We start from the raw sequence: 25,613 nt of genomic DNA, 5'->3' as shown, positions 1-25,613 counted from the left end.
CCGAGATTGTCCACGTTGACCTTTTCCTTTTCGTAAGACGGACGCGCATATGCGTCCGCGGCGGGCTTCGATGCCCGACGGTGTGAAGTTATCGGCGCCCTGTCCTAGCGACAAGGAACGGCGCGTGCACGTTTGTGCGTTGTCACGACGGAAGCCCCGGTCGAGGTGGTCCTCGGTCCGGGGCTTCCGTCGATCCGCGCCTGATCGCCGATCAGGAGGCGGGCACGGCCGTCGGGGTCTGCACCGAGGTGCCCCCGACGTCGACGCCGTTGTACTCCTTGAGGTGCGCGATGGTCGCGTCGACCTCCGACGCGCGGGCGGCGTCGTCCCAGCCCAGCACGGCGCCCGTGTGCTCGGCGAGCTCCTCGAGGAGCTCGCGGCTCAGGCCGCCCGTGAAGGCGTGGTTGGTGCGGCGCATCACCAGGTCGATGAGGTGCACCACGCTCTCGCGCTGGGCGAGGTAGCGGATCTCACCGGTGGTGAAGTCCTTGTCGAAGTCGAGCGCCTCGTCGTGTCCGTCGGCCAGGGCCTCGATGACCTCCTGCGCGCGGGTGCCGTAGCGCTCGAGCAGCTGGCCCGTGCGGGCCGAGGAGAGCCCGGAGCGGTGCTGGCTGATCCACTGCGCGCGGGACGCGTCGGTGCGCGGGAAGCCCTTGCCGCCTCCGATGGGGGTCTTCACGGTGGAGACGCGACGGGTCACGCCGATCCGCTTGAAGACCTCGTTCGAGAGGTGCTCCGACAGGGCGCGGAACGTCGTCCACTTGCCGCCGACCAGGCTGAGCACGGGCGAGCCGTTGCCGGGGAGCGTCGAGGGCTCGATGCGGTAGTCGCGGGAGACGAAGCCCGGGGCCTCGTCGTCGTGGCGGGGCAGCGGGCGGATGCCGGAGAACTTGAAGACGATCTGCGAACGGTCCACGCGGATGGCCGGGAAGACGTGGTTGACGAGCTCGAAGAAGTAGTCGATCTCCTCCTCCGTGCACACCGCCGGCTTCGTGGGGTCGGCGTCGATGTCGGTCGTGCCGACCATCACGCGGCCCTTGAGCGGGTAGATGAGGACGATGCGTCCGTCGCTGTGCTCGAAGAACATCTCGCGACCCTCGCAGGCCTCGACCAGCTCGGGGTTGTCGAGCACGATGTGCGAGCCCTTGGTGCCGCCCATGAATTTCGTGGACGTGCCGAGGGCCGTGTTGGTGAAGTCGGTCCACGGTCCGGAGACGTTGACGACGACGTCCGCCGCGAAGGTGAACTCCTCGCCGGACTCGCGGTCGCGGAGGACGACGCCCTTCTCGTCGGCGCCGACGGCCTCGACGTAGTTGGCCGCGCGGGCCTTCCTGCCGCCGATCAGCGCGTCGTGGAGCACGTCGAGCGCGAGGCGCTCGGGCTCGTGCACGGAGGCGTCGAAGTAGGTGGCGGTGTACTTGATCTTCGGGTCGAGCTTGGGGAGCTCGTTCAGCGAGCGCTTGCGCCCGTGGAACTGGTGGCGCGGGACCGTGCCGCCGTCGCGGGAGAAGAAGTCGTACATCGTGAGGCCGACCTTGATCAGCAGCGCACCGCGCTCCTGCGGCTTGCCCGACTTGTGGGTCAGGAAGCGCAGCGGAGCCGCGAGGATGCCCGAGAACGTCGAGTAGATCGGGATCGTCGTCTGCAGCGGCTTCACGTAATGGGGAGCGATCTTCAGCAGGCCGTTGCGCTCGTGCACGCCCTCGTTGACGAGTCGGAACTCGCCGTTCTCGAGGTAGCGGATGCCGCCGTGGATCATGTGGCTCGAGGCGCTCGAGGCACCGGAGACGTAGTCGCCGCGCTCGACGAGGGCGACGTCGACGCCGTTGAGCGCGAGCTCGCGGAAGGTCCCGATGCCGTTGATGCCACCGCCGATGACCAGGACCGTGGCGCGGGGGTTGTCGCGGAGAGCAGCGACGCTCTCGCGCAGAGCGGAGTTTCCGGGAGTTCCGTCGGACTGTGCCACTTCGTACTCGCCTTCGTGTCGTAGGGGTGTCGTCGAGGCCTCCGCACCAGCGTGCACCGGGGAGATGACCGATTGATTTCGCGGAGGAATACAGCCATCCTTGACCCGACAACACATCCGGTCAAGACGGGTGGAAATCCGTGCAGGGAGTGCTATGACCCCGGTGAGACCGGTCGTCGAACTCGACGAGACGACCCACGCGACCCATCCCGACAAGACGCGGGACGCGCTGCGTGCGGCCCAGCTGTACTACATGCAGGATCTGACGATGGACGCGATCGCGCACGAGCTGCACACGTCGCGCTCCTCCGTCTCGCGCCTGCTCTCGCACGCCCGCGCGACAGGCCTGGTCGACATCCAGATCCGCTCCCCCCTCGACCGGGCGAGCGCCCTCTCGGCCGAGGTGCGGTCCCACTTCGACATCACGGCGCACATCGTGCCGGTGCCGGACCACACCAGCGAGATCGACCGGCTCGAGCGGGTCGCCCTGTCCGCAGCGAGGATCCTCGGGCAGTTCATCGACTCGAACATGATCGTCGGCATCGCCTGGGGCTCCACGATGAGCGCGATCAGCCGCCACCTGATCGCCAAGGAGACGCACAACACGCAGATCGTGCAGCTGAACGGCGCCGGCAACACCGAGACCACGGGCATCAACTACTCGAGCGAGATCCTCCGCCGCTTCGGTGACGCCTACGCGGCGAAGGTCCAGCAGTTCCCGGTGCCGGCGTTCTTCGACGACCCGACCACCAAGCAGGCGGTGTGGCGCGAGCGCTCCACCCGACGGGTCCTGGAGCTGCAGCAGAGGATGGACGTGGCGCTGTTCGGGCTCGGGTCGCCGTTCGCGGCGGTCCCCTCGAAGGTCTACATCGGCGGCTACCTGGAGCCGAGCGACTTCACCTCGCTCAGCGGCTCCGGGGTCGTCGGCGACGTCGCGACGGTGTTCTACCGGTCCGACGGCAGCTGGGACGACATCCCCATGAACGAACGTGCAAGCGGTCCGGACCTCTCCACCGTGCGCCGCGCGTCGCGCCGGATCTGCGTTGTCTCGGGCGCCTCGAAGCTGCCGGGCCTGCGCGGCGCCCTGGCGGCCGGCCTCATCACCGACCTCATCCTCGACGAGGGAACGGCCCGCGCCCTCATCTCGGACTGACGCCTCCCGCCCCCTCCGCGGGACGCCACTCGGGTACGCGGCACGCCGACACAGGCGCACCGGAGCGGCGTCTCGCGGGAGCGGTCAGGACTCGCGGGCGTGCGCGTCGAGGAACTCGTAGACCTCGGCGTCGTCGATGCCCGGGAAGGTCCCCGACGGGAGCGGCGCGAGCACGTGCGCGTGCAGGCGCGCGCTCGGCCAGGCGTTGCCGTCCCAGCGCGCGGCGAGCTCCGACGGGGCGCGTCGGCAGCAGGACTCGTCGGGGCAGCGGGAGAGCTCGCGGCGGTCGGTGTCGCGGCCTCGGAAGAAACGGGCCTCGGCGAACGGGACGCCCACGGTGATCGAGAACTCCTCGGTGGCGGTCGTGCCGGTCTGCGACGCCGACCAGAAGGTCCCCGCCGGGGTGTCGACGTACTGGTAGTACTCCGTCGTCCGGTTGGTCCGGGTGAACGCGGAGCGCGCCGACCAGTAGCGGCAGACCACCTGGCCCTCGACGGCCCCGGTGACGTCGGTCGGCAGCGGCAGCCCGTCGTTCTCGTAGGCCTTCTGGATCGAGCCGTCTCCCAGCACCCGCAGGAAGTGCATCCGGATGTCGAGGTGCGAGGTGAGCAGGTTCGTGAAGCGCAGGGCGGCGGCCTCGTGGGTGACGCCGAAGCCGTCGCGGAAGTCCTCCACCGAGATGTCCCGCTCGCGCTTCGCCTCCTGGAGGAACGCGACCGCCGGCTCCAGCGGCATCAGGCACGCGGCGGCGAAGTAGTTGATCTCGAGGCGCTGGCGGAGGAAGTCGGCGTAGGTCACCGGCCGCTCGTGCCCGAGGAGGCGGTGCGCCATCGCCTGCAGCGCCAGCGCCCGCAGGCCGTGCCCCCCGGGGATCGAGGCGGGCGGGAGGTAGATCCTGCCGTTCGCGAGGTCGATCACCGAGCGGGCGGAGTGCGGCAGGTCGCCGACGTGGATGATCTCGAAGCCGAGGTGCCGGGCCATCTTCGAGACGGAGCTGTGGGTCAGTGCTCCTCCGCGGTGCCCGACGGTCCGGAGCATCTCGCCCGCCACCTCCTCGATCTCGGGCAGGTAGGAGCTGCGCTCGCGCAGCTGGAGCCGCTGGGCGGTGTTGGCCCGGCGCGCCTCCTCCGGTGTGGCACTCGCCTCGCTCCGGCGACGGGCGAGCTCGCGGTAGACGCCGAGGAACGCCTCCAGCACGGGCGTGCTCAGCCCCTTGTTGACCTTGAACTCGGGCAGGCCGAGCGAGCGGTACAGCGACCCCTTCTGCACGCGCGCCAGCTCGATCTCGAGCGCGGCCCGCTCGCTCGGCGGCTCGTCCGAGAGCAGCGCCGCCAGCTCGACGCCGAGCGCGGCCGCGAGGCGCTGCAGGAGGGAGAGGCGCGGCTCGCGGCGCCCCGTCTCGATCAGCGAGAGCTGGCTCCCCGACACGTCGACGCGCTCGGCGAGCTGCCCGAGGGTCAGTCCGCGCCGGGTGCGGAAGTGGCGCAGGCGCTGCCCGAGCAGCACGGCGTCGGAGCCCGGGGCGGGCGTCGAGGGATCGGTCACGGCGAGCTCCAGCGATCGGTTGTGACGGAAGCGCAAAAAGGCGGTTTCTTGACCGCCTGAGCGCCGGGAATACCTCCCGATCCTCCTCCATCCTGGCTTCAGGCGCCACTGAGCGCCCCTCCCGGCCCGGCCGGCCTCTTCCCGGCTGCGGCCGGCGACTCCCCACCCCCGTCGACGACGACCACCGAAAGCGGAGCCAGCATGAGCATCTACAGCAACACCGTCCGACTCGAGCCGAGCACCATGACCGCGCCGACGTCCGTCCCCGCGCCCGTCGTGCCGCCGGCGCCCCTCGCCCTCCGCCGCTGGGTGCGCGAGACCGCCGCGATCCTCCAGCCCGACGCGATCGAGTGGAGCGACGGCTCCCCCGCGGAGTGGTACCGCCTCACCGAGCGGCTCGTCGCCTCCGGCACGCTCCTCCCGCTCAATCCGGAGTGGCGGCCCGGCTCGTTCCTGGCCCGCACCGACCCGGACGACGTCGCCCGGGTCGAGGACCGCACCTTCATCTGCACGACCGACGAGGCCGACGCGGGACCGACCAACAACTGGCGCGAGCCCGCCGCGATGAGGGCCGAGCTCGCTCCCCTCCTCGACGGAGCGATGCGCGGACGGACGATGTACGTCGTCCCGTTCTCGATGGGGCCCGTCGGCGGTCCGCTCTCGCAGCTGGGCGTCCAGGTCACCGACTCGGCCTACGCGGTGCTGAACCTGCGGATCATGGCGCGCGTGGGCTCCGAGCCGCTGGCCGCCTTCACCGAGGAGACCCCGTTCGTCCGCGGCGTGCACACCGTGGGGCTGCCCCTCCGCGACGCGGACGGCGTCACCCGCGAGGACGTCGCCTGGCCGTGCAGCCCCGTGAAGTACATCACCCAGTTCCCGGAGACGCGCGAGATCGTCTCGTACGGCTCCGGCTACGGCGGCAACGCCCTGCTGGCGAAGAAGTGCTTCGCCCTGCGCATCGCCTCGGCGATGGGGCGCGAGGAGGGCTGGCTCGCCGAGCACATGCTGCTGATCCGCATCGTCTCGCCCGAGGGACGGCGCTACCACGTCGCCGCCGCCTTCCCGAGCGCGTGCGGCAAGACCAACCTCGCGATGATGCAGCCCGCGATCCCCGGCTGGCGGGTCGAGACGCTGGGCGACGACATCACCTGGATGCGCCGCGGGGAGGATGGACGCCTCTGGGCGATGAACCCCGAGACGGGCTTCTTCGGCGTCGCTCCCGGCACCGGGGAGACCTCGAACCCGAACGCCGTGCAGACGCTCTGGGGCAACACGATCTTCACCAACGTCGCGCTCCGCGAGGACGGCGACGTGTGGTGGGAGGGCCTGACCGACGAGGTCCCGGAGCGGCTGACCGACTGGCGCGGGCAGCCGTGGACGCCGGCGTCCGGCACGCCCGCCGCGCACCCCAACTCCCGCTTCACCGCGCCGGCCGCGCAGTGCCCGTCGCTCTCCGCCGACTGGGACGCCCACGAGGGCGTGCCGCTGGACGCGATCGTCTTCGGTGGCCGACGGGCGAGCAACGTCCCGCTGGTCACGCAGGCCACCTCGTGGCAGCACGGCGTCTTCCTGGGTGCGACCGTCGCCTCCGAGAAGACCGCGGCCGCGGAGGGCACGGTCGGGGAGCTGCGCCGCGATCCGTTCGCGATGCTCCCCTTCTGCGGCTACAACATGGCCGACTACTTCGCGCACTGGCTCGCGATCGGCGCTGAGCTCGGCGATGCGGCGCCGGCGGTGTTCCAGGTCAACTGGTTCCGGAAGGACGCGGACGGCGAGTTCCTCTGGCCCGGCTTCGGCGAGAACGCGCGGGTGCTGCAGTGGCTCGTCCGCCGCTTGGAGGGGCTGGCGGAGGCGCGGCGGAGCCCCCTCGGCGACCTGCCGGTCGCGATCGACACGCACGGGCTCCGGCTCTCCGCGGCCCAGAAGGAGGAGCTGTTCTCCGTCCCGGTGGAGGCGTGGCTGGAGGAGTGCGCGCTCACGGAGGAGTTCTTCACGCGGTTCGGCGACCGGCTGCCGCCCGAGCTGACCGCCGAGCTCCAGGCCCTGCGGCTCCGGCTCCTCGCCGAGAAGCTGCCGCTGGCGGCCTGATCCCCCTGACCGAGCCGGCTCCTGCCGGACACCCCTGTGGCCCGCGGGCGGATCATCCCCCTTTCCTCGCACCCCCGCGGGTCCACTCCCCCCTTCCGCTCCCACGTCGACGGGCACCATGACCGACCGCATCACGCTCCGCTTCCTCGCCGCCCCGCAGGACGCCACCGCCGACGGCCGCAGCGCCCAGGCCGGCCGCGTCCTCGAGTGGATCGACAAGGCCGGCTACGCCTGCGCCGTGGGCTGGAGCGGCGGCTACTGCGTGACGGCGTACGTCGGCAACGTCCACTTCACCCGGCCCATCTCGGTCGGCAACCTGATCGAGGCGACCGCCCGCGTCATCCACACCGGGCGCACGAGCATGCACGTGCTGGTGCAGGTCGCGCAGGCGGATCCGCGGACCGGCCTCTACGAGGACGCCACGCACTGCCTCCTCGTGTTCGTGGCCGTCGACGACGAGAAGAGGCCGCGGTCGGTCCCGGAGTGGCGGCCCCGCTCGATCGAGGACCTGTCCCTCGCCGAGGGCGCCGCCGCGCGCATCGAGGGCCGCCGGAGGCTGCACGACGTGATGCGCGCCCAGGAGTACACCGAGGAGGGCACCGGTCCGCGGATCGTGTTCCGCTTCCTCGCGGCACCGGGAGACGTCAACTGGGGCGGCAACGCCCACGGCGGGATCGTGATGCGCTGGATCGACGAGGCGGCCGACGCGGTCGCGCAGCGCTGGACCGGCCGCGACTCTGTGGCCGTCTACTCCGGGGGGATCCACTTCTACCGTCCGGTGCGCATCGGGCATCTCGTCGAGGTGGAGGCGCGCCTCATCCACACGAGCGCCCGGAGCATGCACCTGGCGGTGCACGTGCGCTCCGGGGACCCGCGGACCGGCGAGCTGGAGCTGACCACGCAGTGCCGGAGCGTCTTCGTGGTGCGGGGCTCCGACGGGGCGGCCGAGCCGGTCCCGCCTCTCGAGCCGCGGACCGAGGAGGACCGGCGTCTGGACGCCCATGCGCGCGAGCTGATCCTCCTGCGCGCGGCGCTGCCGCCGCTCCCGCTCGCGGGGACGGCCGGCGCTAGGGTCGGAGCGTGAAGCTGCCGATCCTCGTCCTCAACGGCCCGAACCTGAACCTGCTCGGCACCCGCGAGCCCGAGCTCTACGGCTCGGACACCCTCGTCGACGCCGAGGCGCTGGCGGCGGAGGCGGCCGAGCGGCACGGCTTCACGGTCGAGACCTTCCAGAGCAGCTCGGAGGGCGCGATCGTCGACCGGCTGCACGCGGCTCGCGGCTCCGTCTCGGGAGTGGTGCTCAACGCCGGGGCGTACACGCACACGTCGATCGCGATCCGCGACGCCGTCCTCGCGACCGAGCTGCCGATGGTCGAGGTCCACGTGAGCAACGTGCACCGGCGCGAGCCGTTCCGGCAGCACTCCTACCTCTCGGACGTCGCGATCGCCGTGATCGTCGGCGCGGGGATCGCCGGCTACGGCTACGCGGTGGACGTGCTCGCGCGAGCGGCGGAGAAGCGATGAGCGGCCTCGGACGCTCCTTCGGCAGCGCGGTCGACGCCTACGACCGCGGGCGGCCCGGCTACCCCGACGACGCCGTCGACTGGATCGTGGGGCACGCCCCCGCGCCAGTGGCGGGCGCCTTCATCCCGGAGCGGGCCCGCGCGGCGGGAGCCGACGCCTCCGATCGGCTGCGCGCGGTGGACCTCGGCGCGGGAACGGGCAAGTTCACCGCGTCGCTCGCGTCCCGCGGCCTCGCCGTGACCGCGGTCGAGCCCGACGCGGAGATGCTCGCGCGGCTCGCCTCGAATCTGCCGGGGGTCCGCCCCGAGGAGGGGACGGCCGAGGCGATCCCCGCCGCGGACTCCTCCGCGGAGCTCGTCACCGCCGCGCAGTCGTGGCACTGGGTCGACGCCGAGCGCGCGGGAGCCGAAGTCGCCCGCGTCCTGGTGCCGGAGGGCGTGCTCGCGCTGGTGTGGAACATCCGCGACGAGTCGGTCCCCTGGGTGCGCCGGCTCGGCGAGGTCGCCGGAGCCTCCACCGCCGAGCGCTTCGAGACACTCCGGCCGCCGCTCGGCTCCGCTCTCGAGCGGGTGGCGTTCGCGGCCTTCGAGTGGTCCTTCGAGCTGGACCGAGCCGGGGTGCGGGACATGTTCGCGTCCCGCAGCTCCGTCATCGCGATGCCCGACGAGGAGCGCGCCGCGGTCCTCGCGGCGGTCGACGCCGTGGTGGACGAGGAGTCGGGCGGGAGCGGGACCGTCGCGATGCCGTACTCGACGCGCGTGACGATCGCGCGCCGCTCCTCCTCCGCCTGACTCCGCGCCGCGCGCCGCGGACCGCCCCGCCCGCCGACTACCCTCGGAGGGCGCCGCACCGGCGCGAGCACCGAGAGCACGAGGAGAGACGCACGTGAGCATCATCGCCGCCGCAGACGGGTCCGCACTGGGCAACCCCGGCCCCGCCGGCTGGGCCTGGTACGTCGACGACGAGCGCTGGGCCGCGGGCGGCTGGTCGCACGGCACGAACAACATCGGCGAGCTCACCGCGGTGCTCGAGCTGCTGCGCGCGACCGCGCAGGAGGAGGAGCCGCTGCACATCCTCTGCGACAGCCAGTACGCCATCAAGGCCTGCACCGAGTGGCTGCCGGGCTGGAAGCGGAAGGGCTGGCGCAAGGCCGACGGCAAGCCGGTGATGAACGTCGAGATCATCAAGGCGCTCGACGAGGAGCTGCAGGGCCGGGCGGTCACCTTCGAGTGGGTGAAGGGGCACGCCAACCACCGGATGAACGAGGCCGCCGACGTCCGCGCCCGGAGCGCCGCGACCGCCTACCAGCGCCGGCAGCCCGTCGACGCCGGACCCGGATGGCCGACGGCCGCCGCCGTGCCTGCCGCGGCCGCTGCGCCCCCCGTCGAGGACTCCGCCACCCTCTTCTAGCCGCGTTCCCCCTGGGGCAGCCGCAGCAGCCCCGTCGCCACCAGCTCGCGCACCCGCGGCAGCACCGAGTCGGACACCGCCTCCTCCTCGACCTGGAGGAGCGAGGCGACCGCCGCCGCGATCGCCGCCACCGAGAGCTCGCCGTCGCAGGCGCCGACCACGGCGGCGAGCGCCGTGTCGACCTCCTCGACCCGGGCGAAGCCGCCGCCCTGGCGCAGCCGCAGCACCGTCGGATCGTCGTTGCCCGGCCAGTAGTGCCGCTCCTCCGTGACGTCTCCGGCGACGACCAGGGCGAGACCCGCCAGAGCGCGATCGTCGATCGACGCGAGGGCCTCGGCCGCGTCGAGGCAGGCGGCGAGGTGGCCGCCCAGGCCCGCGGTCGCCACCGGCGTGGTGATCCGCTCGAAGCGGCGGATCGGCGGGCGGGGCTGCTCGGGCAGGCGGAGGGTGACGTAGCCGAAGCCGACGCCGGTCACCCCGCGCCGCTCGAAGTCGGTCAGCCAGGCGTCGACCAGCGCGTCGAACGCGGGGCCGCGAGTCGTGCCGCCGTCCCGGATCCAGGTCTCGGCGTAGACCGCCGGATCCTGACGCTCGCGCTCCACGACCCAGACGTCCAGAGGAGAGGCGGTCCCGCCCATCCAGGCGTCGAGCCCCTCGGGCCCCGCCTCGAGCGCCTGCTCCAGCGGGCTGCGGGCGTCGGCGAGCCAGTCCGCGATCCGGTCGAAGGCGTCCGCGCCCTCCCGGTACTCCCAGTTCCCCAGGAGCTGCGCGGCACCGCCGGGCACCAGGTGCTCGGCTGCTCCGAGGATCACGCGGCGCACGATCTCGTCGCCCTCCAGCCCGCCGTCGCGGTACTCGTAGGAGGGGACGCCCTCGACTCGCGGCGTGATGACGAACGGCGGGTTCGTGACGATGTGGTCGAAGCGCTCCCCCGCGACCGGCTCGTAGAGGCTGCCGAGGCGGAACTCGATGTTCTCGATCCCGTTGAGCGCCGCGGTGAAGGAGGCGAGCGCGAGCGCGCGCTCGGAGATGTCGGTGGCGACCACCTGCTCGGCGTGGCGGGAGGCGTGCAGCGCCTGGATCCCGCAGCCGGTCCCCAGGTCGAGCACGCGGCCGACGGGCCGCTGGATCATCAGGCCGGTCAGAGTGAGGCTCGCGCCGCCGACGCCGAGCACGTGGTCCTCGTCGAGCGCGCGGCCGAGGGCGAGCTCCCCGAGGTCGGAGGCGATCCACCAGGAGGCCGCGCCGCGCTGGTCGACCACGTCGTAGGGGCGCAGGTCGAGGGCCGCGGTGACGACGGCTCCGGCCTCGACGCGCACCAGGCCGAGCTCCACCGCCCCCTCCAGCGCGAGAGCGCCGAACGCCTCGCCCGCGTCGTCGGCCGAGACGGGATCGGCCAGGAGGAACAGGCGGGCGAGGGTGGCCAGCGCGTCGTGGTCGCCGCTGCGCTCGAGGGCGCGGCGGGCGGGGACCCGATCGCCGCGGTGCAGCGCCTCGGCCGCTTCGTCGCCCCAGAGCCCCCGCACGGCGTCCACGCCGTAGCGGGCGCGGATCAGATCGTCGCGCAGGAGGGCGATGCGGGCTCGGTCGAACGGGTCTGCGGAGAACACCGCTCCATCCTCCTGCACGCGGGTCGGCCACCGGGGCCGCCGCGGCCGTACGATCGGAGGCATGCCGCTGACCGGAGAGTACGAACCCAGCACGTCCGAGTGGGCCCGCGAGCAGGCGGAGCTCTACGAGCGGACCGGCGGAGCCGAGGGGAACCTCCTCCGCGGCCGCCCCATCATCGTCCTGACCACCGTCGGCTCGAAGAGCGGGAAGCTCCGCAAGACCGCGCTGATGCGCGTCGAGCACGAGGGCGAGTACGTGGTCGTCGCGTCCAAGGGCGGCGCGCCCGAGCACCCCGTCTGGTACGGCAACATGCTCAAGGAGCCGCACGTCGAGCTGCAGGACGGGCCCGTGAAGAAGGACTACGCCGCGAGCGTGCTCGAGGGCGATCTGCGCGCGGCCTGGTGGGAGCGCGCGGTCGCCGCGTGGCCGGACTACGCCGAGTACCAGACGAAGACCGAGCGGCAGATCCCGCTCGTGCTGCTCACTCCCTGGTCCTGAGTGCGGCGGGCGGCTCGGCCCGTCGCTGAGGCGGCCGTCCTCCGGTCGAGGTCGCGCCGCACGGCAGGCGCCTCACGTGGGCGGCGAGCCCAGCGGATCCCGTCCGGCCTCAGACCCGGGCCGCGATGAGGTCGAGCACCTTCGGGCTCGAGAGCAGCGCGAAGTGGCCGACCACCGAGACCGCGATGTTCTCGCGCGCCCCGGCGAGGCGGCTCCCTCCGGGGATGTACTGGTCGCGCATCCCGTAGATCGACGTGATGCGCGCGTCGGCCTCGCGCTCGGCCAGCAGGGTGCGGATCAGCGGGCGGTGGGGCGCGAACTCCCGGAGCGCCCGCGCCGGGGCGATCCGTGCGAGCGACGAGCCGTTGAACGGGGTCGAGACGGCGATCATCCGCTCGATCCGCCCGTCCTCGCGGTCGTCGACGACCATCATGTGCTTGCCGATCAGGCCGCCCTTGCTGTGCGCGACGACGACGACTCCGCGCAGATCGTGCTCGCGCAGGTAGTCCTGGCCGAGTCCGGCCGACGCGACGATCGGCCGCGTGTTGTAGCCGAGCGCGGGCAGCACGTGGATCGGATGGCCCGCCGCGTGCAGCCTCTCGGCGATGGGCCGGAGGAACTGCCACGTCTCGTAGATCCCGGGGATGAGCAGCACCGGAGCGCCGTCGCCGGACGCATACCGCGACACGTCCCAGCCCTCCCGCAGGTGCACGAAGCGCGAGCCGTAGGCGTAGCGGTAGTCGCGGAGGTACGCGCGCCGCAGCGAGGTCGAGCGGCGCGGGCGGGCGGAGTCACGCGCCGGCATGGGCCCGCTCCAGCTCCGCGATGTCGAGGCGGCTCATCGCGAGCATCGCCTGCAGAGCGCGCGCGGACGCCTCGGGGTCGGCGCCTCCGAGCAGACGCGGGAGGACCTCCGGCACGATCTGCCAGGACAGCCCCCAGCGGTCGCGGAGCCAGCCGCACCGGCTCTCCTCGCCGCCGTCCGCGATCAGGGCGTCCCACAGCCGGTCGAGCTCGGACTGGTCGCCGACGGTCACGACGATCGAGACGGCCTCGGTGAACGGGAACCGCGGCCCGGCGTTGATCGCCTGGAACCGCTGCCCGTCGAGCTCGAACGTCACCGACAGCACCTCGCCGGGCGACGGGGAGCCCTCCGGCAGCACCTGGCTTCCGGTGATCCGCGAGTTCGGCACCAGCTCCGTGTAGAAGCGCGCCGCCTCCCCCGCGCCGTCGTCGAACCAGAGGAAGGTGCTGACCGCGCCCATCGGAGTCTCCGTCCTGCGCGGGAGGGTCTCCGCGGCTCCCTCAGTGTGCCGCGGTGGCGCCCTCCCCGCGACGGATCACAGCGGGTTGACGCCGAACGCCGTGGCCAGCTTGTCGATCTTCTTTGCGCGGCCCAGCCGGGGCAGGTCGCTGCCGTCGCGGATGACGCGGCCGCGGGCCTCGAAGTCATCGAGGAAGTCGCGGGCCCAGGCGACGTCGGACGGCGTCGGGCTGATGACCTCGTTGATCACGGCGAGCTGCTCGGTGTCGAGGCAGAGCTTCCCGGTGAGGCCGAGCGAGACCGTGAGCGCGGACTGCTCGCGCAGCACGGGGTGGCTGTTCGAGACGGTCGGGCCGTCGATCGGGCCGGGCAGGTCGCCGATGCGCGAGGCGACGACCAGGCGCGAGCGCGGGTAGGCCATCGCGAGGTCGTCGGCGCTGGTGCCCGTGTCGCGGCGGTAGTCGCCACTGCCGAACGCGAGGCGGAAGGTGCCGCGGGCGCGGGCGATCGAGACCGCCTCCTCGATGCCGAGGGCGGACTCGACCAGGGCGAGCACCGGGGTGGAGCCGCCGAGGCGATCGAAGGTCTCGGTGACGTGCTCAGCGGCCTCGGTCTTGGCGAGCATGACGCCGGCGAGGCCGGGCAGGCCCTTCAGCGCGTCGACGTCGTCGGACCAGAACGGGGTGGAGTGGTCGTTGATGCGGACCCAGGCGCGCTTCTCGCCGGTCAGCCACTCCGCGACGTCGGTCCGCGCGTCGGGCTTCGCCTTGGGGTCGACCGCGTCCTCGATGTCGAGGACGATCTGGTCGGCGCGGGACGCGTGCGCGGCGTCGAACGTCTCGGTGCGGGTGGCGTTCACCAGCAGCCAGGAGCGCGCGATCTCGGGGGCGACGTCGCGCCCCTTCCGCTTCGCGATGGCGGTGGTGGTGGTCTCGGGCAACGTCACGTTCGGGTCCTCTCGGTGGCGCGGTCCTCGCTCCGCGGACGCCACCGCTCTGCGACGGCGCCGGGGACAAGGGTAGCGGCTCACCGTCGGCGGGGCTCCGGGCACTCCGGCGTCTCTCCACTCCGGGGCTGCGACGCCCCGAGCGCTCCGGATCATCGGCCCTCCGGGCGCTCCCACAGCGTCAGCACCGTTGTCGGCACCCGGATCCGCTCGCGCGCGACGAACCCCGCCTCAGCGAGCACCGTGTCCGCCTCGCCCTCCGGCAGCGCCTGCCAGACCCGGTCCTCCCCGGCGAGCGCGGCGAGCAGGGCCTCGCCCTCCAGGAGCACGTCGGAGTACGTCCCCGTCGTCCCGTACGGAGCGGCGAGGGCGACGTCGTCCACGCCCGCGAACGCCTCCGGGTAGGCGGCGAGCGCCAGCCGGGGCCGGAGCGAGACCGTCCCGGAGGAGCCGAGGAGGACGGCGTCGCCCGGACGGGCCCGCTCCTCGACGGCGGCCGCCAGACCGCGGAGATCCTGCCCGGCCGGCTTCCCGGTGACCGTGCGCATCTGCACCAGGACCGGCAGGGCGGCCACCGCGATCAGGGCGAGGAGGGCGACGCCCGTCCGGGCCCTGAACGAGTCGAGCGCGAGGCCGAGGAGGACGGCGAGAGCGGGCGTGCTCGACGCGAGGTAGCGCGGAGTGAACATCGGCTCGACGAGGAGGGTCCCGAGCACCAGCACCGCCGTCGGCAGCACGATCCAGAGGACGAGGGCCGGCAGGAGCGGCCCGCGCAGGCCGCCCCGCACCGCGGCGACCGCGAGGAGCGCGACGGCGATCCCGGCCAGCCACCACGCGGATCCGAAGAACGGCTCGACCAGGACGGTGAACGCGGTCACGGGCTGCAAGCGGAGCCAGCCGACCTGGCCGCTCTGCCCTGCGGCGAGGAGCAGCACCGGCACGGCGCCCAGTGCCGAGAGGGCGCTCGCCGGGAGAGCCCGCACGGCACCCCGGGGCGCCGCGGCCGCGGCGAGAGCGACGAGAGCCGGCAGCACCAGCACGGAGTAGAGGAACACGGCGTTCGCCAGACCTGCGACGGCCGCGAACGCGGTCCAGCGCAGGGCGCCTCCGGAGCGGGCCGCCCGCACGACGAGGACCGCCGCTCCCACCACGAGCGCGGTGGCCAGAGCGGAGGATCGCGCCTCGGTCCCCGAGAACGAGGACCGCGGGAGCAGCACGAGCACCGCGGCGGCGAGGAGTGCTGCCCGGGGCCGGTCGAACGATCGCAGCAGGACGACGACGCCCGCCGCCGCCGCTCCCGTGGCGAGAGCGGACGGCGCGCGCACCGAGAGCTCCGACTCCCCGGCGATCGCGATCCAGCCGTGCATCAGCAGGCCGTAGACCAGGTGCACCGCGTCCTTCTCCTGCACGAAGGCGAGGAGCTCCCCCACCGGGAGCCGCGCCAGGCGGAGGGTCGCGGCCTCGTCGTTCCAGTAGGAGGGGATCCAGGAGCCGACGAGGGTCAGCGCGGTGGCGAGGGCGAGGACCGCGCTCGCGGGCAGGGTCCGGAGCGCGCGCATCCCGCCAGCGTAGAGGCCGGGCTCAGCGCGCCGAGCGCTCGGCGAGACCCTTCGCGTACGCGGCCTGGCCGACGTGCTGCGTGTCGTCGTCGATCACCGAGACCAGCCGCACCCCGAGGGTCACCGGCGGATCCCACTGCTCGTCGACGACGCGCTCGAGGTCCTCGTCGCCGAGCGTGTCGAGGAGGGCGAGCGTCTGCCGGTGCACGGCGTCGGCGTACTCCGCGAGCAGCGCGGCCGGCACCGCGGCGAGCGCCGCCACCTCGGCCGGCTCCTGCCCGTAGCCGGTCTCGTCGGGCCCGAAGGGCAGGCCGGACCGGCCGTGGAAGCCGTCGGCCGTCCACACCTGCTCGTGGCCGGCGAGCGGGGCGAGGTGGTCGTCCTGCACCCGGACGAGATGCCAGACGAGCCAGGCGGGCGAGTTCGAGCGGGCGTCCGCGCGGAACGCGAGCTGATCGGGGGTGCTGTCGTCGAGGACGGCGTGCACGTTCTCGTGCACCCGGCCGAAGGCGTCGCGGAGGAGGTCGATGGCTGCGCTCATGCCGCCAGCCTGCCGCTCCCGCGCCCGGTGCGGCACCCCCTCCGCGCGCCTCGGAGGAAGTGCGGAGGCGGGTGCCCGATACTCGGCCCGTGACCTCCGGATCCTCGAACCTGGCGACGAAGCCGTGGCTGACCTCCTACGCGGAGGGCGTGCCCGCCGAGATCGACCCTCCCACCCAGACCCTCGTCGACCTGCTCGAGGACTCGGTCGCGCGGTACCGCCGCGGCACCGCCCTCGAGTTCTTCGGCGCCGAGACCAGCTACGCCGAGCTCGGCGAGCAGGTCGCGCGCGCGGCGGAGGGCCTGCGGCGTCTGGGCGTGCGCGCCGGCGACCGCGTCGCGCTGGTGCTCCCGAACTGCCCCGAGCACGTCGTCGCGTTCTACGCGGCTCTCCGCCTCGGAGCGATCGTGGTCGAGCACAACCCGCTCTACACGCCGCGCGAGCTGCGGCGGCAGTTCGAGGACCACGGCGCCCGGTTCGCGGTCGTCTGGGACAAGATCGCCGACGTCGTCGCGACCATGCCCGCCGACCTGGGCATCGAGCGCGTCGTCTCCGTCGACCTCACCCGCTCCTTCCCGCTCGGCAAGCGCCTGGCGCTGCGGCTCCCCCTGCCGTCGGTGCGCCGGTCGCGCGAGAAGCTGACCGCGACCCCCCGCAGCCGCTCCCTGGTGCCCTTCGCGTCGCTGCTGAAGAACCGCCGCATCGCGCGCTCGCACCCCCGCCCGGTCCTCGGCGACACGGCCCTGCTGCAGTACACGAGCGGCACCACCGGGACGCCCAAGGGCGCGATCCTCTCGCACGCGAACCTCCGTGCGAACGCCCTGCAGGGCCGCGCCTGGGTGCCGGGCCTGCGCGAGGGCGACGAGACGTTCTACGCGGTGCTCCCCCTGTTCCACGCCTACGGGCTGACGCTGTGCCTGACCTTCGCGATCAGCATCGGCGCGAAGGTCGTGCTGTTCCCGGCCTTCGACGTCGGCCTCGTGAAGGCGGCCGCGAAGTCGTCGCCGCCCACCTTCCTCCCCGCGGTGCCGCCCGTGTACGACGCGCTGGCCCGCGCCTCCGAGCGCCACGAGCTCGACCTGCGCGGCATCCGCTTCGCGATCTCGGGAGCGATGAGCCTGCCGGTCGCGACGGTGGACCGGTGGGAGCGCGCGAGCCGGGGACTCCTGGTGGAGGGCTACGGCATGACCGAGAGCTCGCCGGTCGCCCTCGGGAACCCGGTCGGCCCGACCCGCCGGCCCGGCACCGTGGGCGTGCCGTTCCCCAGCACGACGATCCGCCTCGTCGACCCCGCCGATCCGTCGGTCGACCGCGGCCCGGGCGAGTCCGGCGAGCTCCTGCTCCGGGGGCCGCAGGTGTTCCAGGGGTACTGGAAGCGGCCGGAGGAGACGGCCGAGGCCCTCCTCCCCGGCGGCTGGCTGCGCACGGGCGACATCGCGACCGTCTCGGCCGACGGCTTCGTGACGATCGTCGACCGGGCCAAGGAGCTCATCATCACCGGCGGCTTCAACGTCTCCCCCTCCGAGGTCGAGGGAGTGCTGGAGTCGCACCCGGACGTGACGCGCGCGGCCGTCGTCGGGCTCCCCCGCGAGGACGGCGGCGAGAGCGTCGCGGCGGCCGTGGTCCTGCGGGCCGAGACGGCCGTGGATCCGGAGGCGCTGCGCGACTTCTGCCGGCTGCACCTGACGCCCTACAAGGTGCCCAGGCGGATCGTCCCGGTGGACGAGCTGCCGACCTCGCTGATCGGCAAGGTGCTGCGCCGCCAGGTGCGCGAGAGTCTGCTGGACTGAGGCGACCGGAGCGGGCGGTGGCCCGCGAGGAGGAGGACGACATGGCGAGGATCGTGCAGTACGAGCGGATCGGCGGGCCCGAGGTGCTCGAGACCGTCGAGGCGCCGGAGCCCGAGGCGGGGCCCGGCACCGTGGTGGTCGCCGTCCGCGCGGCCGGCGTGAACCCGATCGAGTGGAAGGTGCGCTCCGGCCTGCGCCCGAGCCCGCCGTTCGACGGTCCGCGGAGGCTCGGGTCGGACGGCTCCGGCGTGGTCTCCGCCGTCGGTCCGGGAGTGACCGGTTGGAGCGTCGGCGACCGGGTCATCGTCAGCGGCGCCACCGGCACCTACGCGACCGCCGTCGCGGTCTCCCCCGACTCCCTCGATCCGCTCCCCGACGGACTCGGCTTCGAGGAGGCGGCCGCGCTCGGCATCCCGGTCTCCACCGCCTACCAGGCGGTGGTCTCGCTCGGCGTCGCGGAGGGATCGACGTTCGTCGTCCACGCGGGCGCCGGAGCGGTCGGCCGGGCGGCGATCCAGTTCGCCGTCGACCGCGGAGCCCGGGTGATCGCCACGGCGAGCCCGGCGAATCACGAGGCGCTGCGCGCGCTCGGAGCGGTGCCGGTCGCCTACGGGCCCGGACTGCTCGAGCGGCTGCGTGCCGCGGCGCCCGAGGGCGTCGACCGCGTGCTCGACGCAGCCGGGACGGACGAGGCGCTCGCCGCCTCGCTCGCGCTGGTGGAGGATCCGCAGCACGTCGGAACGGTGGTCGCCGGTCCTCGGGCGGCCGAGCTGGGCATCCGGGCCTGGAGCGGCGGCAGTCCCGTGCCGCTGACCGAGGAGGAGCAGCGCCTCCGCCGCGAGGGGGTGCCGCTGGCCGCCCGGCTGGCGAGCGAGGGGCGCTTCGCGGTCGCGACAGGTCCGCGCCTCCCGCTCGAGCAGGCCGCAGAGGCGCACCGGCTCAGCGAGGACGGCCACGTCCGCGGGAAGATCCTGCTCGTTCCCTGAGCCGGGCCGGCTCCCGGCATCCGTCTCCCCACCGCTTCCCCCGCTCTCGCCGTCGAGAAGGAGTCCCCGTGTCCACTGACGACACCACCCCCGTGATCCTGGGGGGCGCCCGCACCCCGTTCGCCCGCTTCTCCGGAGCCTTCGCGCCGCTCTCGGGCGTCGAGCTCGGCGCCGCTGCGATCCGAGGGGCTCTCGAGCGCTCGGGCGCCTCCGCGGCCGACGTCGACGCGGTCGTGCTCGGCCAGGTGATCCAGGCCGGAGCCGGTCAGGGCCCCGCCCGGCAGGCCGCGGTCCTCGCGGGTCTGGGCTGGGACGTCCCGGCGGTCACGATCAACAAGCTCTGCCTGTCGGGTCTCACCGCGGTGATCGACGCGGCGCGGATGATCCGGCTCGGCGAGGCGCAGGTGGTCGTCGCCGGAGGGCAGGAGTCGATGACCAACGCGCCGCACCTCCTGCTCGGATCCCGCTCGGGCCTGGGTGTCGGTCCGCGTCCGCTCGAGGACGCACTCCTCCACGACGGCCTGCTCGATCCGTTCGACCGCCGCCTGATGGGGAGGGTGACCGACGACGGCAACGCCGCACGGGGCATCCGCCGCGAGCGCCAAGACGCCTTCGCCGCGCTCTCGCACCAGCGGGCCGCCGCGGCACGGTCCACCGGCGTGCTCGCCGAGGAGATCGTGCCGGTCGCGGTTCCGCAGCGGCGCGGACCGGACCTCGTCGTGTCCGCCGACGACGGGATCCGGGAGGACAGCACGGTCGAGACGCTCGCCCGGCTGGCCCCCGCGTTCTCGCCCGAGGGCACGATCACGGCGGGCAGCTCGTCCCCGATCACGGACGGCGCCGCCGCGCTGGTCGTCGTGTCCCGCGGCTGGGCCCGCGAGCGCGGACTGCCCTGGCTCGCGACCGTCGCCGAGCACGGGCAGGTCGCCGGACCGGACAACTCCCTGCATTCACAGCCGTCGGCGGCGATCCTCCGGGCGCTCGGCCGCCGCGGTGCAGCGGTGTCCGACCTGGACCTGATCGAGGTCAACGAGGCGTTCGCCTCCGTCGTCCTCCAGTCGGCGGACGATCTCGGCGTCGAGCCCGAGGCGGTCAACCCCGACGGCGGGGCGATCGCGCTCGGCCACCCGGTGGGCGCCTCCGGAGCACGGCTGGCCCTGCACCTGGCGCTGGCCCTCCGGCGCCGGGGCGGCGGTCTGGGCGTCGCCGCGCTCTGCGGCGGAGGCGGCCAGGGCGAGGCGCTGATCCTCGAGGGCTGACCGGCGGTCCGCCCCCAGGAGCGCGTCGGCGCCTCCGGCTACGCTCGCGGGATGAGCATCCTGAGCGCCGACGGCCTCGCCTTCGTCACCGAGCGCCACCTGGCCACCCTCTCCACCCCCGGCCGCCAGGGCCGCCTGCACGTGGTCGCCGTGGGCTTCACCTACGAGGACGGCGTCGTCCGCGTCATCACCTCCCGCGAGAGCCAGAAGGTGCTCAACGTCCGGCGGGGCGGCACCGCGACGGTCGGGCAGGTCGACGGCATCCGGTGGCTGAGCCTGGGCGGTCCGGCGACGATCGAGGAGGAGCCGGACGCCGTACAGCACGCCGTCGAGCTCTACTCCCAGCGCTACCGCACCCCGCGCCCGAACCCCCTCCGCGTCGCCATCCGCATCGACGTCGACTTCGCCCTCGCCTCCTCCGGCCTGCGCGCGGAGTAGCCGGGTGGCCCGCGGCGACGCGCTGGGCGGGGGCGGTGCCGTCTCCTCCCTCCGCACCTACCGCTACGTCCGCCTCTCCCTGGTGGCGGCCGTGGTGCTCCTCACGGCCGGCCTCGTCCACCAGCTCGTCGTCGGAGGCCCGCTGCGCTCGATCAGCGCCTCGTACTACACCCCGGTCCGCTCCCTCTTCACCGGGGCGCTCTTCGCGGTCGGCGTCGCGCTGGTCGTCCTCGCCGGGAGGAGCGTGCGGCGCTTCCTCCTGCTGCTGGCGGGCATGACGGCGCCGGTCATCGCGATCGTGCCGGTGCCCCTCGCCTCGGAGGAGCTGCAGCGCCTCCAGGGAGCGGTGTGCCCGGCGGGAGGGGCGTCGTGCCTTCCCACGACGGCCGCGGGTGATGTCGCCGCCTCCCTGCCCGCCTACCTGGTCACGGCCGCGGCCGTCCTCGTCGCCTCCGTGATCCTGCTCGCCCTCGACCGGGTCCTCGACCGCTGGGCGCTCGTCCGCACCGCGATCGCCGCCGCCCTCCTGATCGCTCTGGCGGCCTGGAGCACGCTTCCGTCGTTCCTGCGGCTCGGCCACTACGCCGCCGCCGGCGTCTTCTTCCTCCTCATCGCCGTCACCGCGGGTCTGCACGCCGTCGCGGTGCGCGAGGAGGGAGCGAGCGGGCCGGGGACGCCGCGCTTCTACTCCCGCTGCTACGCCGTTCTCGCGGTGCTGATCGCCGCGGTCGATGCGGCGCTGGTGCTCCTGCTTCTCACGGGGCGGGGAGCGGAACTTCTCGGCGAGCAGTGGCTCCTGCTCGGCGAGGCCGTCGCGCTCGCCCTCTTCGGGATCTTCTGGGTGCTGCAGACCGTCGAGAACTGGGATCGTCCCGACGTGCTGCTCGTCGCGCGGGGCTGAGGGGGCCGGTGGCGGCCCCCTCAGCCGCTCAGCGCTTGAGGGTGATCGAAGCGCTCCGCCCGAGGTTCCCTGCGGCGTCGGAGGCGTGCGCGACGATCGCGTACCGCCCGGCCGGGTAGGAGGAGGCCGAGACGGTCAGGCGCCACGTGCCGTCCGACGCCCTCGTCGCGTCGCCCAGCCGCGTGGCTCCGCTCCAGAAGCTCAGCTTTGTCGTGCCGACGTCGTCCTTGGCGGTGGCGACCAGGGTGACCGAGCCGCGCACCGTCGATCCGCTCGTCGGCGCGGTGATGACGGTCTTCGGAGCCGTCGTGTCGCGCGACGGCGCGGGCGAGCCCGTGGGTGCCGGAGCAGGAGCCGCGGTGGGCGCCGACGTGGGAGTCGGGGTCGGTTCGTCGCCGAGGCCCCAGGCCGTCCACAGCTCCTCCGCGATCATCGCCTGGCCGGCGACGTTCGGGTGGAAGTAGTCGACGTCCGTCGAGAGCTGATCGAGCGAGATCGGAGCCGCCGTGAGGGCGCCGCCGTCCCACACGCAGTCGTTCGCGGCGGACGCGCAGGCCGATTCCAGTGCCTCGTTGAAGGCGGCCTCCCGGTCCTCCGCCGCCGCGAGCGAGGCGGTGTAGGCCGAGCCGGTCAGCGGGGCTCCGGTCGTGGCGTCGACTCCGCGCTGGGTCCGGCAGACCCCGCCCCAGGCCCAGATCGCGGCGCCCGGCGTCGGCTTCACGGCCTCCCACTCCGACTCGATGTCCGGGACCGAGCCGACGAGCACCGTCGCCTCCGGCCACTCCTCGCCGATCGAGCGCAGGATCCGGGTCGCCGACGCGGCGAAGGAGGCCGCGGGCGTCATCGCGTAGCCGTCGCGGGAGTCGGGCGAGAGGCTCAGCGAGCAGAGGTCGTTGCCGCCGATCAGCAGCGTAACCACGTCCGGCTCCTCCCCGGCCGCGACCGCGGCGTCGATCCGCGACTCGACTCCGCTGATGACCGCGCCCGACTTCGCGTAGTTCACCGCGCGGACCGCCGTCCGCGGATCCGCCGCCGCCATCCGGTTCGCGATCGAGTCGACCGCGGGCGCCGATCCCGTCGCCCAGGAGTTCTCGACGCAGTCGCGGTTCACCCCGCAGGTCGTGGCCGCGCGCGTGATCGAGTCGCCGAGCGCGAGCAGCGTCTGCGTCCCGGACGCCTGCGCCGGCGGTGCCGCCAGGAGCCCCGCCAGGAGCGCGATCGCCCCCGCGCCGACCCCTGCTGCTCTCCGCCGTGCCCTGTGTGCTGTGGTCCCCATGTCGTCCCGTCCCCTGGTCGTCCACCGTTCGAGTGCCTCGCGTGCTGCGAGAGCACGAGGGGCGAGCGTACGTCGCCGCGGCTCCCCCGACGGACCGGAGGAGGGCGGCTCCCGTCAGGCGCGGCCCGGATGGGGGACACGGAGGACGCACGGAGGCGAGCGGCCCACAGCTTCGGGCGCCCGATCGTCAGGACCTGCACGACCGGCCCGCGCGCTCTCCCGCCCGGAGAGCACGTGGACCGACGGCTCCTCCTCGATACTCTGAAGCGATGATCGGCCGTCGCCGTGGAGGGAAGAGGGATCAGCATGGACTACTCGAACGAGGACGATCTCAAGCAGAGGATCGGTATCGACTCTTGGAGGAATCTGTCGAAAGAGAAGTTCATAGCGTTCGCATCCGAGCTGCCGAACATGAGCGAGGAGCTCGCCCTGAAGGTCGTCGAGCAGTTCCCGGATTTCAAGAATCTCGTCCTCGACTCGTTCAGTGAAGTGCGAGATCAGGCGAGTTCAGCCGTTCGAGCCAACTGGAAGAGTCAGAAGAAGGTTCACAGGGCCTTCGCCGAGTACCGCGCCGTCCTGAACCGCGAACTGGATCGTGACACCCTGAGCGCGGCGGACCGCTACTCGGTCCTTCGGCTGTTCAAAGAAGCGATCGACGACGAAGCACTCAAGGATTCGGAGCACAAGGCGTTCGTGCTCCGGGCACTGGGCATCGTCGCGATGGTCGCAGTCGCCGGAGTCTCGACGGGAGTCGCCGTCCTCGGCGGTCGAGCCAGGATCGGCGGAGACGCCTAGTACCGAAGCCGATCCAACGGACCACTCCTCCGCCGACGAGCGCGTCGAGGCCGCGAGGCGGTCGACCCGCCGAACAGGCGAGGTTCCCGATCCGGCCGCCGGGAGAACACGGAAGGCCCGCTCTCTCGAGCGGGCCTTCCGTGGTGGTGGATCCGAGGGGATTCGAACCCCTGACCTCTTCATTGCGAACGAAGCGCGCTACCAACTGCGCCACGGACCCGTGCCTTCCGAGCCGTCACCGGCCCGAACAACTCGTCCACACTAGCACGGACGAGCAGGCGCCTCGCACTCGGGTCAGGCCCCGCGGCGGCGCTGCAGCGCCTGGTCGAGGTCGATCGCGTCGACGCCGTCCACGACGCCCATCGCGGCGAAGCGGGAGGAGGGACGCGGCGCCTCGGGAGCGGGAGCGGCAGCACGCGGGACGCGCAGCGGCGCCACCTCGGGAGCGGTCGCGGCGGCGCGCTGGGCGAGCTCCGCTTCCGCCGCGGCGGTGCGCAGGCGCTCCACGGCGTCGATCGACGCCATCGCGGAGGCGGCGACCGTGCCCCGGGAGAGGTAGAGCGGCTTGGGGAGCGGCTGCGGCGTCCAGCTCGCACGGTCCTCGGCGAGCTCCTCGGAGGCGTCGTCCGCCGCCTCCTCGGCGAGCTCGGCCTCGAAGACCTCGGCGCGCCGACGCTCGGTCGCGGCGGCCGTCGTCGCGGTCGCGGCCGGAGCGGCGGCGCGGCGGCGACCCGGCGCCAGCAGGATCAGCGCGCCGAGCCCCGCGACGGCGAGGAGCAGGCCGACGAGCGGCACCGCGCCCGTGCCGCCGAAGGGCAGCATCACGAGCCCGACCAGCGCGGCGACCGCGCCGACCAGCACGGCCAGCGCGGCGCCCTGGCGCCAGCGCAGGACCGAGGGCCCTGACCGCGTGCTCCGCCGTGCGCTCGCGGTCGCCCGTCGCAGCGCGTCGCGCGCCGCCTTCTCCGCCTGTGCCAGCTCCATCGCCTGTGCCTTCTCTTCGGCTCGTCGTCGTGTCTCTGTCACCCGGAGCCGGCGCTGCTGCAGCGCCACCTCGCGGGCTGTCGCCTCCGCACGCACGTGCTCGGGCACTTCCGCGGTCTCGGCGAGGATCCGCAGCGTCTGCTGCAGCCTCACCGCGTTGCGCTCGGTCGCGTTGTACGACCGCCTGCGCATCCACGTGGGGATCAGGTAGGCGACCCACAGAACGGCGGCGAGCGCCCAGACGACGCCCCCGCCCAGCCAGTCGCTACTCATGCGGACAACGCTAGGAGCACCGGGCACTCCCGTCCGTCATTACGGGTAGGTGTGTCCGTGCGGATCGCGGATCAGTCGGGGCCCCGTCGGAGGGACACCGGCGCCGTCGGAGGGTCCGGAGAGACCCGAGCGGCGCGAGGCGCGGAGATCCGCGTCGGTCGGCACGCCGACCTCCGACGGGACCTGCCCGTCGAGGTAGCGGCGGAGCACGCCGCGGGGCACCTCCTCCGCCACGAGGGCGAAGCAGAAGTGGTCGCGCCAGTCGCCGTTGATGTGGATGAAGCGCCGCCGCAGGCCCTCGTAGCGGAAGCCGAGCTTCTCGACGACGCGCAGGCTCGGCCGGTTCTCCGGGCGGATGCAGATCTCGATCCGGTGCAGGCCCAGGTCCAGGAAGGCGTGGTCGGCCGCGAGGGCCACGGCGATCGGAGTGATGCCCCGCCCGGCGTAGCGCTCGGACACCCAGTAGCCGATCGACCCGGAGGAGAGCGAGCCGTACCCGATGTTCGAGATGTTGAGCTGCCCGGCGAGCTCGCCGTCCCAGTCGATGAGGAACGGCACTCCCCCGCCGGCCCGCGCGTTCTGCTGCAGCGAGCGGATGCTGGCGCGCACGTCGAACGCGGCGCCTCCCCGGGGGTCGGACGCCTCCCACTGGCGCAGCCACGACCGGTTCGCGATCAGCTCCCGCTCGAGAGGGCGGGCGTCGCGCACGCGGATGGGGCGGACGGTGACACGACCCTCGGTGAGCGTCGGGATCGGGAGCGGCATGATGCGACCCTACTGCTCCGCCGCACTGCGGGAGGGGGACT

Annotated in this window: 24 protein-coding genes and 1 tRNA gene; 13 read left to right on the top strand and 12 right to left on the bottom strand. The window is 73.3% G+C overall.

What is annotated here, in order from left to right:
* Positions 1-211 precede the first annotated feature (211 nt).
* Complete coding sequence (locus tag C5C56_RS02300) at positions 212-1,966, bottom strand: glycerol-3-phosphate dehydrogenase/oxidase (protein WP_258061232.1); 1,755 nt, start codon at positions 1,964-1,966, stop codon at positions 212-214.
* Positions 1,967-2,120: 154 nt separating this feature from the next.
* Between C5C56_RS02300 and C5C56_RS02295 the strand changes: the two genes are divergently transcribed.
* A complete protein-coding gene (locus tag C5C56_RS02295) occupies positions 2,121-3,119 on the top strand; it encodes a sugar-binding transcriptional regulator (protein ID WP_104223198.1) in 999 nt (332 codons plus the stop codon).
* 84 nt (positions 3,120-3,203) lie between these two features.
* Here the strand turns inward: C5C56_RS02295 and C5C56_RS02290 are convergent, their stop codons facing one another.
* Positions 3,204-4,664 (bottom strand): helix-turn-helix domain-containing protein, encoded by a 1,461-nt coding sequence (locus C5C56_RS02290; protein WP_104223199.1) that lies wholly within the window; start codon positions 4,662-4,664, stop codon positions 3,204-3,206.
* Between the two features lie 243 nt (positions 4,665-4,907).
* On the opposite strand from C5C56_RS02290, the gene C5C56_RS02285 reads away from it, so the two are divergent.
* From C5C56_RS02285 to C5C56_RS02265, 5 genes are all read left to right on the top strand, one after another.
* Complete coding sequence (locus C5C56_RS02285; RefSeq protein ID WP_104319086.1) at positions 4,908-6,752, top strand: phosphoenolpyruvate carboxykinase (GTP); 1,845 nt, start codon at positions 4,908-4,910, stop codon at positions 6,750-6,752.
* 118 nt (positions 6,753-6,870) lie between these two features.
* Positions 6,871-7,836 carry an acyl-CoA thioesterase gene (locus tag C5C56_RS02280; protein WP_104246700.1) on the top strand — a complete coding sequence of 322 codons (966 nt, stop codon included), beginning with the start codon at positions 6,871-6,873 and terminating at the stop codon, positions 7,834-7,836.
* Positions 7,833-8,276, top strand: a complete 444-nt coding sequence (aroQ, locus tag C5C56_RS02275) for a type II 3-dehydroquinate dehydratase (protein ID WP_104226430.1) — start codon at positions 7,833-7,835, stop codon at positions 8,274-8,276. Before C5C56_RS02280 ends, aroQ begins: the two co-directional genes overlap by 4 nt.
* Positions 8,273-9,067 (top strand): class I SAM-dependent methyltransferase, encoded by a 795-nt coding sequence (locus tag C5C56_RS02270; RefSeq protein ID WP_104246701.1) that lies wholly within the window; start codon positions 8,273-8,275, stop codon positions 9,065-9,067. Before aroQ ends, C5C56_RS02270 begins: the two co-directional genes overlap by 4 nt.
* A 94-nt stretch (positions 9,068-9,161) precedes the next feature.
* Positions 9,162-9,686: a ribonuclease H gene (locus tag C5C56_RS02265; RefSeq protein WP_104232847.1), complete on the top strand. Its 525-nt coding sequence runs from the start codon at positions 9,162-9,164 to the stop codon at positions 9,684-9,686.
* Here C5C56_RS02265 and C5C56_RS02260 read toward each other — a convergent pair.
* Positions 9,683-11,296, bottom strand: coding sequence for a methyltransferase (locus C5C56_RS02260; protein ID WP_258065542.1), 1,614 nt, complete (start codon positions 11,294-11,296; stop codon positions 9,683-9,685). The two genes, C5C56_RS02265 and C5C56_RS02260, sit on opposite strands and share 4 nt — an antisense overlap.
* A 61-nt stretch (positions 11,297-11,357) precedes the next feature.
* On the opposite strand from C5C56_RS02260, the gene C5C56_RS02255 reads away from it, so the two are divergent.
* The gene (locus C5C56_RS02255; protein ID WP_104223205.1) at positions 11,358-11,795 is read left to right on the top strand and encodes a nitroreductase family deazaflavin-dependent oxidoreductase; all 438 of its coding nucleotides are present in this window, start codon (positions 11,358-11,360) and stop codon (positions 11,793-11,795) included.
* A 109-nt stretch (positions 11,796-11,904) separates the two neighbouring features.
* Here the strand turns inward: C5C56_RS02255 and C5C56_RS02250 are convergent, their stop codons facing one another.
* The 5 genes from C5C56_RS02250 to C5C56_RS02230 all read right to left on the bottom strand — a co-directional run bounded on the left by C5C56_RS02250 (position 11,905) and on the right by C5C56_RS02230 (position 16,105).
* The gene (locus tag C5C56_RS02250) at positions 11,905-12,600 is read right to left on the bottom strand and encodes a triacylglycerol lipase (RefSeq protein WP_104223206.1); all 696 of its coding nucleotides are present in this window, start codon (positions 12,598-12,600) and stop codon (positions 11,905-11,907) included.
* Positions 12,587-13,060 carry a VOC family protein gene (locus tag C5C56_RS02245; protein WP_104263191.1) on the bottom strand — a complete coding sequence of 158 codons (474 nt, stop codon included), beginning with the start codon at positions 13,058-13,060 and terminating at the stop codon, positions 12,587-12,589. Before C5C56_RS02245 ends, C5C56_RS02250 begins: the two co-directional genes overlap by 14 nt.
* Positions 13,061-13,135: 75 nt before the next feature.
* Complete coding sequence (locus C5C56_RS02240) at positions 13,136-13,999, bottom strand: CoA ester lyase (protein WP_208543400.1); 864 nt, start codon at positions 13,997-13,999, stop codon at positions 13,136-13,138.
* 158 nt (positions 14,000-14,157) lie between these two features.
* Positions 14,158-15,564, bottom strand: coding sequence for a glycosyltransferase family 39 protein (locus tag C5C56_RS02235; protein WP_104319048.1), 1,407 nt, complete (start codon positions 15,562-15,564; stop codon positions 14,158-14,160).
* A 22-nt stretch (positions 15,565-15,586) separates the two neighbouring features.
* A complete protein-coding gene (locus tag C5C56_RS02230; RefSeq protein ID WP_104223209.1) occupies positions 15,587-16,105 on the bottom strand; it encodes a DinB family protein in 519 nt (172 codons plus the stop codon).
* Positions 16,106-16,194: 89 nt separating this feature from the next.
* Here C5C56_RS02230 and C5C56_RS02225 point away from each other — a divergent pair, with 89 nt between their 5' ends.
* The 5 genes from C5C56_RS02225 to C5C56_RS02205 all read left to right on the top strand — a co-directional run bounded on the left by C5C56_RS02225 (position 16,195) and on the right by C5C56_RS02205 (position 21,479).
* Positions 16,195-17,895 (top strand): long-chain-fatty-acid--CoA ligase, encoded by a 1,701-nt coding sequence (locus C5C56_RS02225; protein WP_104319047.1) that lies wholly within the window; start codon positions 16,195-16,197, stop codon positions 17,893-17,895.
* A 41-nt stretch (positions 17,896-17,936) separates the two neighbouring features.
* Entirely contained in the window at positions 17,937-18,881 is a 945-nt protein-coding gene (locus C5C56_RS02220; RefSeq protein WP_104261114.1) for an NADP-dependent oxidoreductase, read from the top strand.
* Between the two features lie 68 nt (positions 18,882-18,949).
* Positions 18,950-20,140 (top strand): acetyl-CoA C-acyltransferase, encoded by a 1,191-nt coding sequence (locus tag C5C56_RS02215; protein WP_104319046.1) that lies wholly within the window; start codon positions 18,950-18,952, stop codon positions 20,138-20,140.
* A 51-nt stretch (positions 20,141-20,191) separates the two neighbouring features.
* Complete coding sequence (locus C5C56_RS02210) at positions 20,192-20,578, top strand: pyridoxamine 5'-phosphate oxidase family protein (protein ID WP_104223212.1); 387 nt, start codon at positions 20,192-20,194, stop codon at positions 20,576-20,578.
* Positions 20,579-20,582: 4 nt separating this feature from the next.
* Positions 20,583-21,479, top strand: a complete 897-nt coding sequence (locus C5C56_RS02205) for a hypothetical protein (protein WP_104319045.1) — start codon at positions 20,583-20,585, stop codon at positions 21,477-21,479.
* Positions 21,480-21,507: 28 nt separating this feature from the next.
* On the opposite strand, the gene C5C56_RS02200 is transcribed toward C5C56_RS02205, so the two are convergent.
* Positions 21,508-22,755 carry a GDSL-type esterase/lipase family protein gene (locus tag C5C56_RS02200; RefSeq protein ID WP_104319044.1) on the bottom strand — a complete coding sequence of 416 codons (1,248 nt, stop codon included), beginning with the start codon at positions 22,753-22,755 and terminating at the stop codon, positions 21,508-21,510.
* A 306-nt stretch (positions 22,756-23,061) separates the two neighbouring features.
* Between C5C56_RS02200 and C5C56_RS02195 the strand changes: the two genes are divergently transcribed.
* Positions 23,062-23,550, top strand: coding sequence for a hypothetical protein (locus C5C56_RS02195; RefSeq protein WP_104226443.1), 489 nt, complete (start codon positions 23,062-23,064; stop codon positions 23,548-23,550).
* Between the two features lie 144 nt (positions 23,551-23,694).
* On the opposite strand, the gene C5C56_RS02190 is transcribed toward C5C56_RS02195, so the two are convergent.
* The 3 genes from C5C56_RS02190 to C5C56_RS02180 form a co-directional block, all read right to left on the bottom strand.
* A tRNA-Ala gene (locus C5C56_RS02190) sits at positions 23,695-23,770 on the bottom strand.
* Positions 23,771-23,844: 74 nt separating this feature from the next.
* Positions 23,845-24,807, bottom strand: a complete 963-nt coding sequence (locus C5C56_RS02185; RefSeq protein WP_104319043.1) for a hypothetical protein — start codon at positions 24,805-24,807, stop codon at positions 23,845-23,847.
* Between the two features lie 39 nt (positions 24,808-24,846).
* Positions 24,847-25,572 (bottom strand): GNAT family N-acetyltransferase, encoded by a 726-nt coding sequence (locus C5C56_RS02180; RefSeq protein WP_104223217.1) that lies wholly within the window; start codon positions 25,570-25,572, stop codon positions 24,847-24,849.
* Between the last annotated feature and the right edge of the window lie 41 nt (positions 25,573-25,613).

This window comes from Rathayibacter sp. AY1D1 (genome assembly GCF_002932635.1).
GTDB lineage: Bacteria > Actinomycetota > Actinomycetes > Actinomycetales > Microbacteriaceae > Rathayibacter.
Note: the sequence above shows the minus strand (reverse complement) of the source record. Positions and strands in the feature narration are given on the sequence as shown.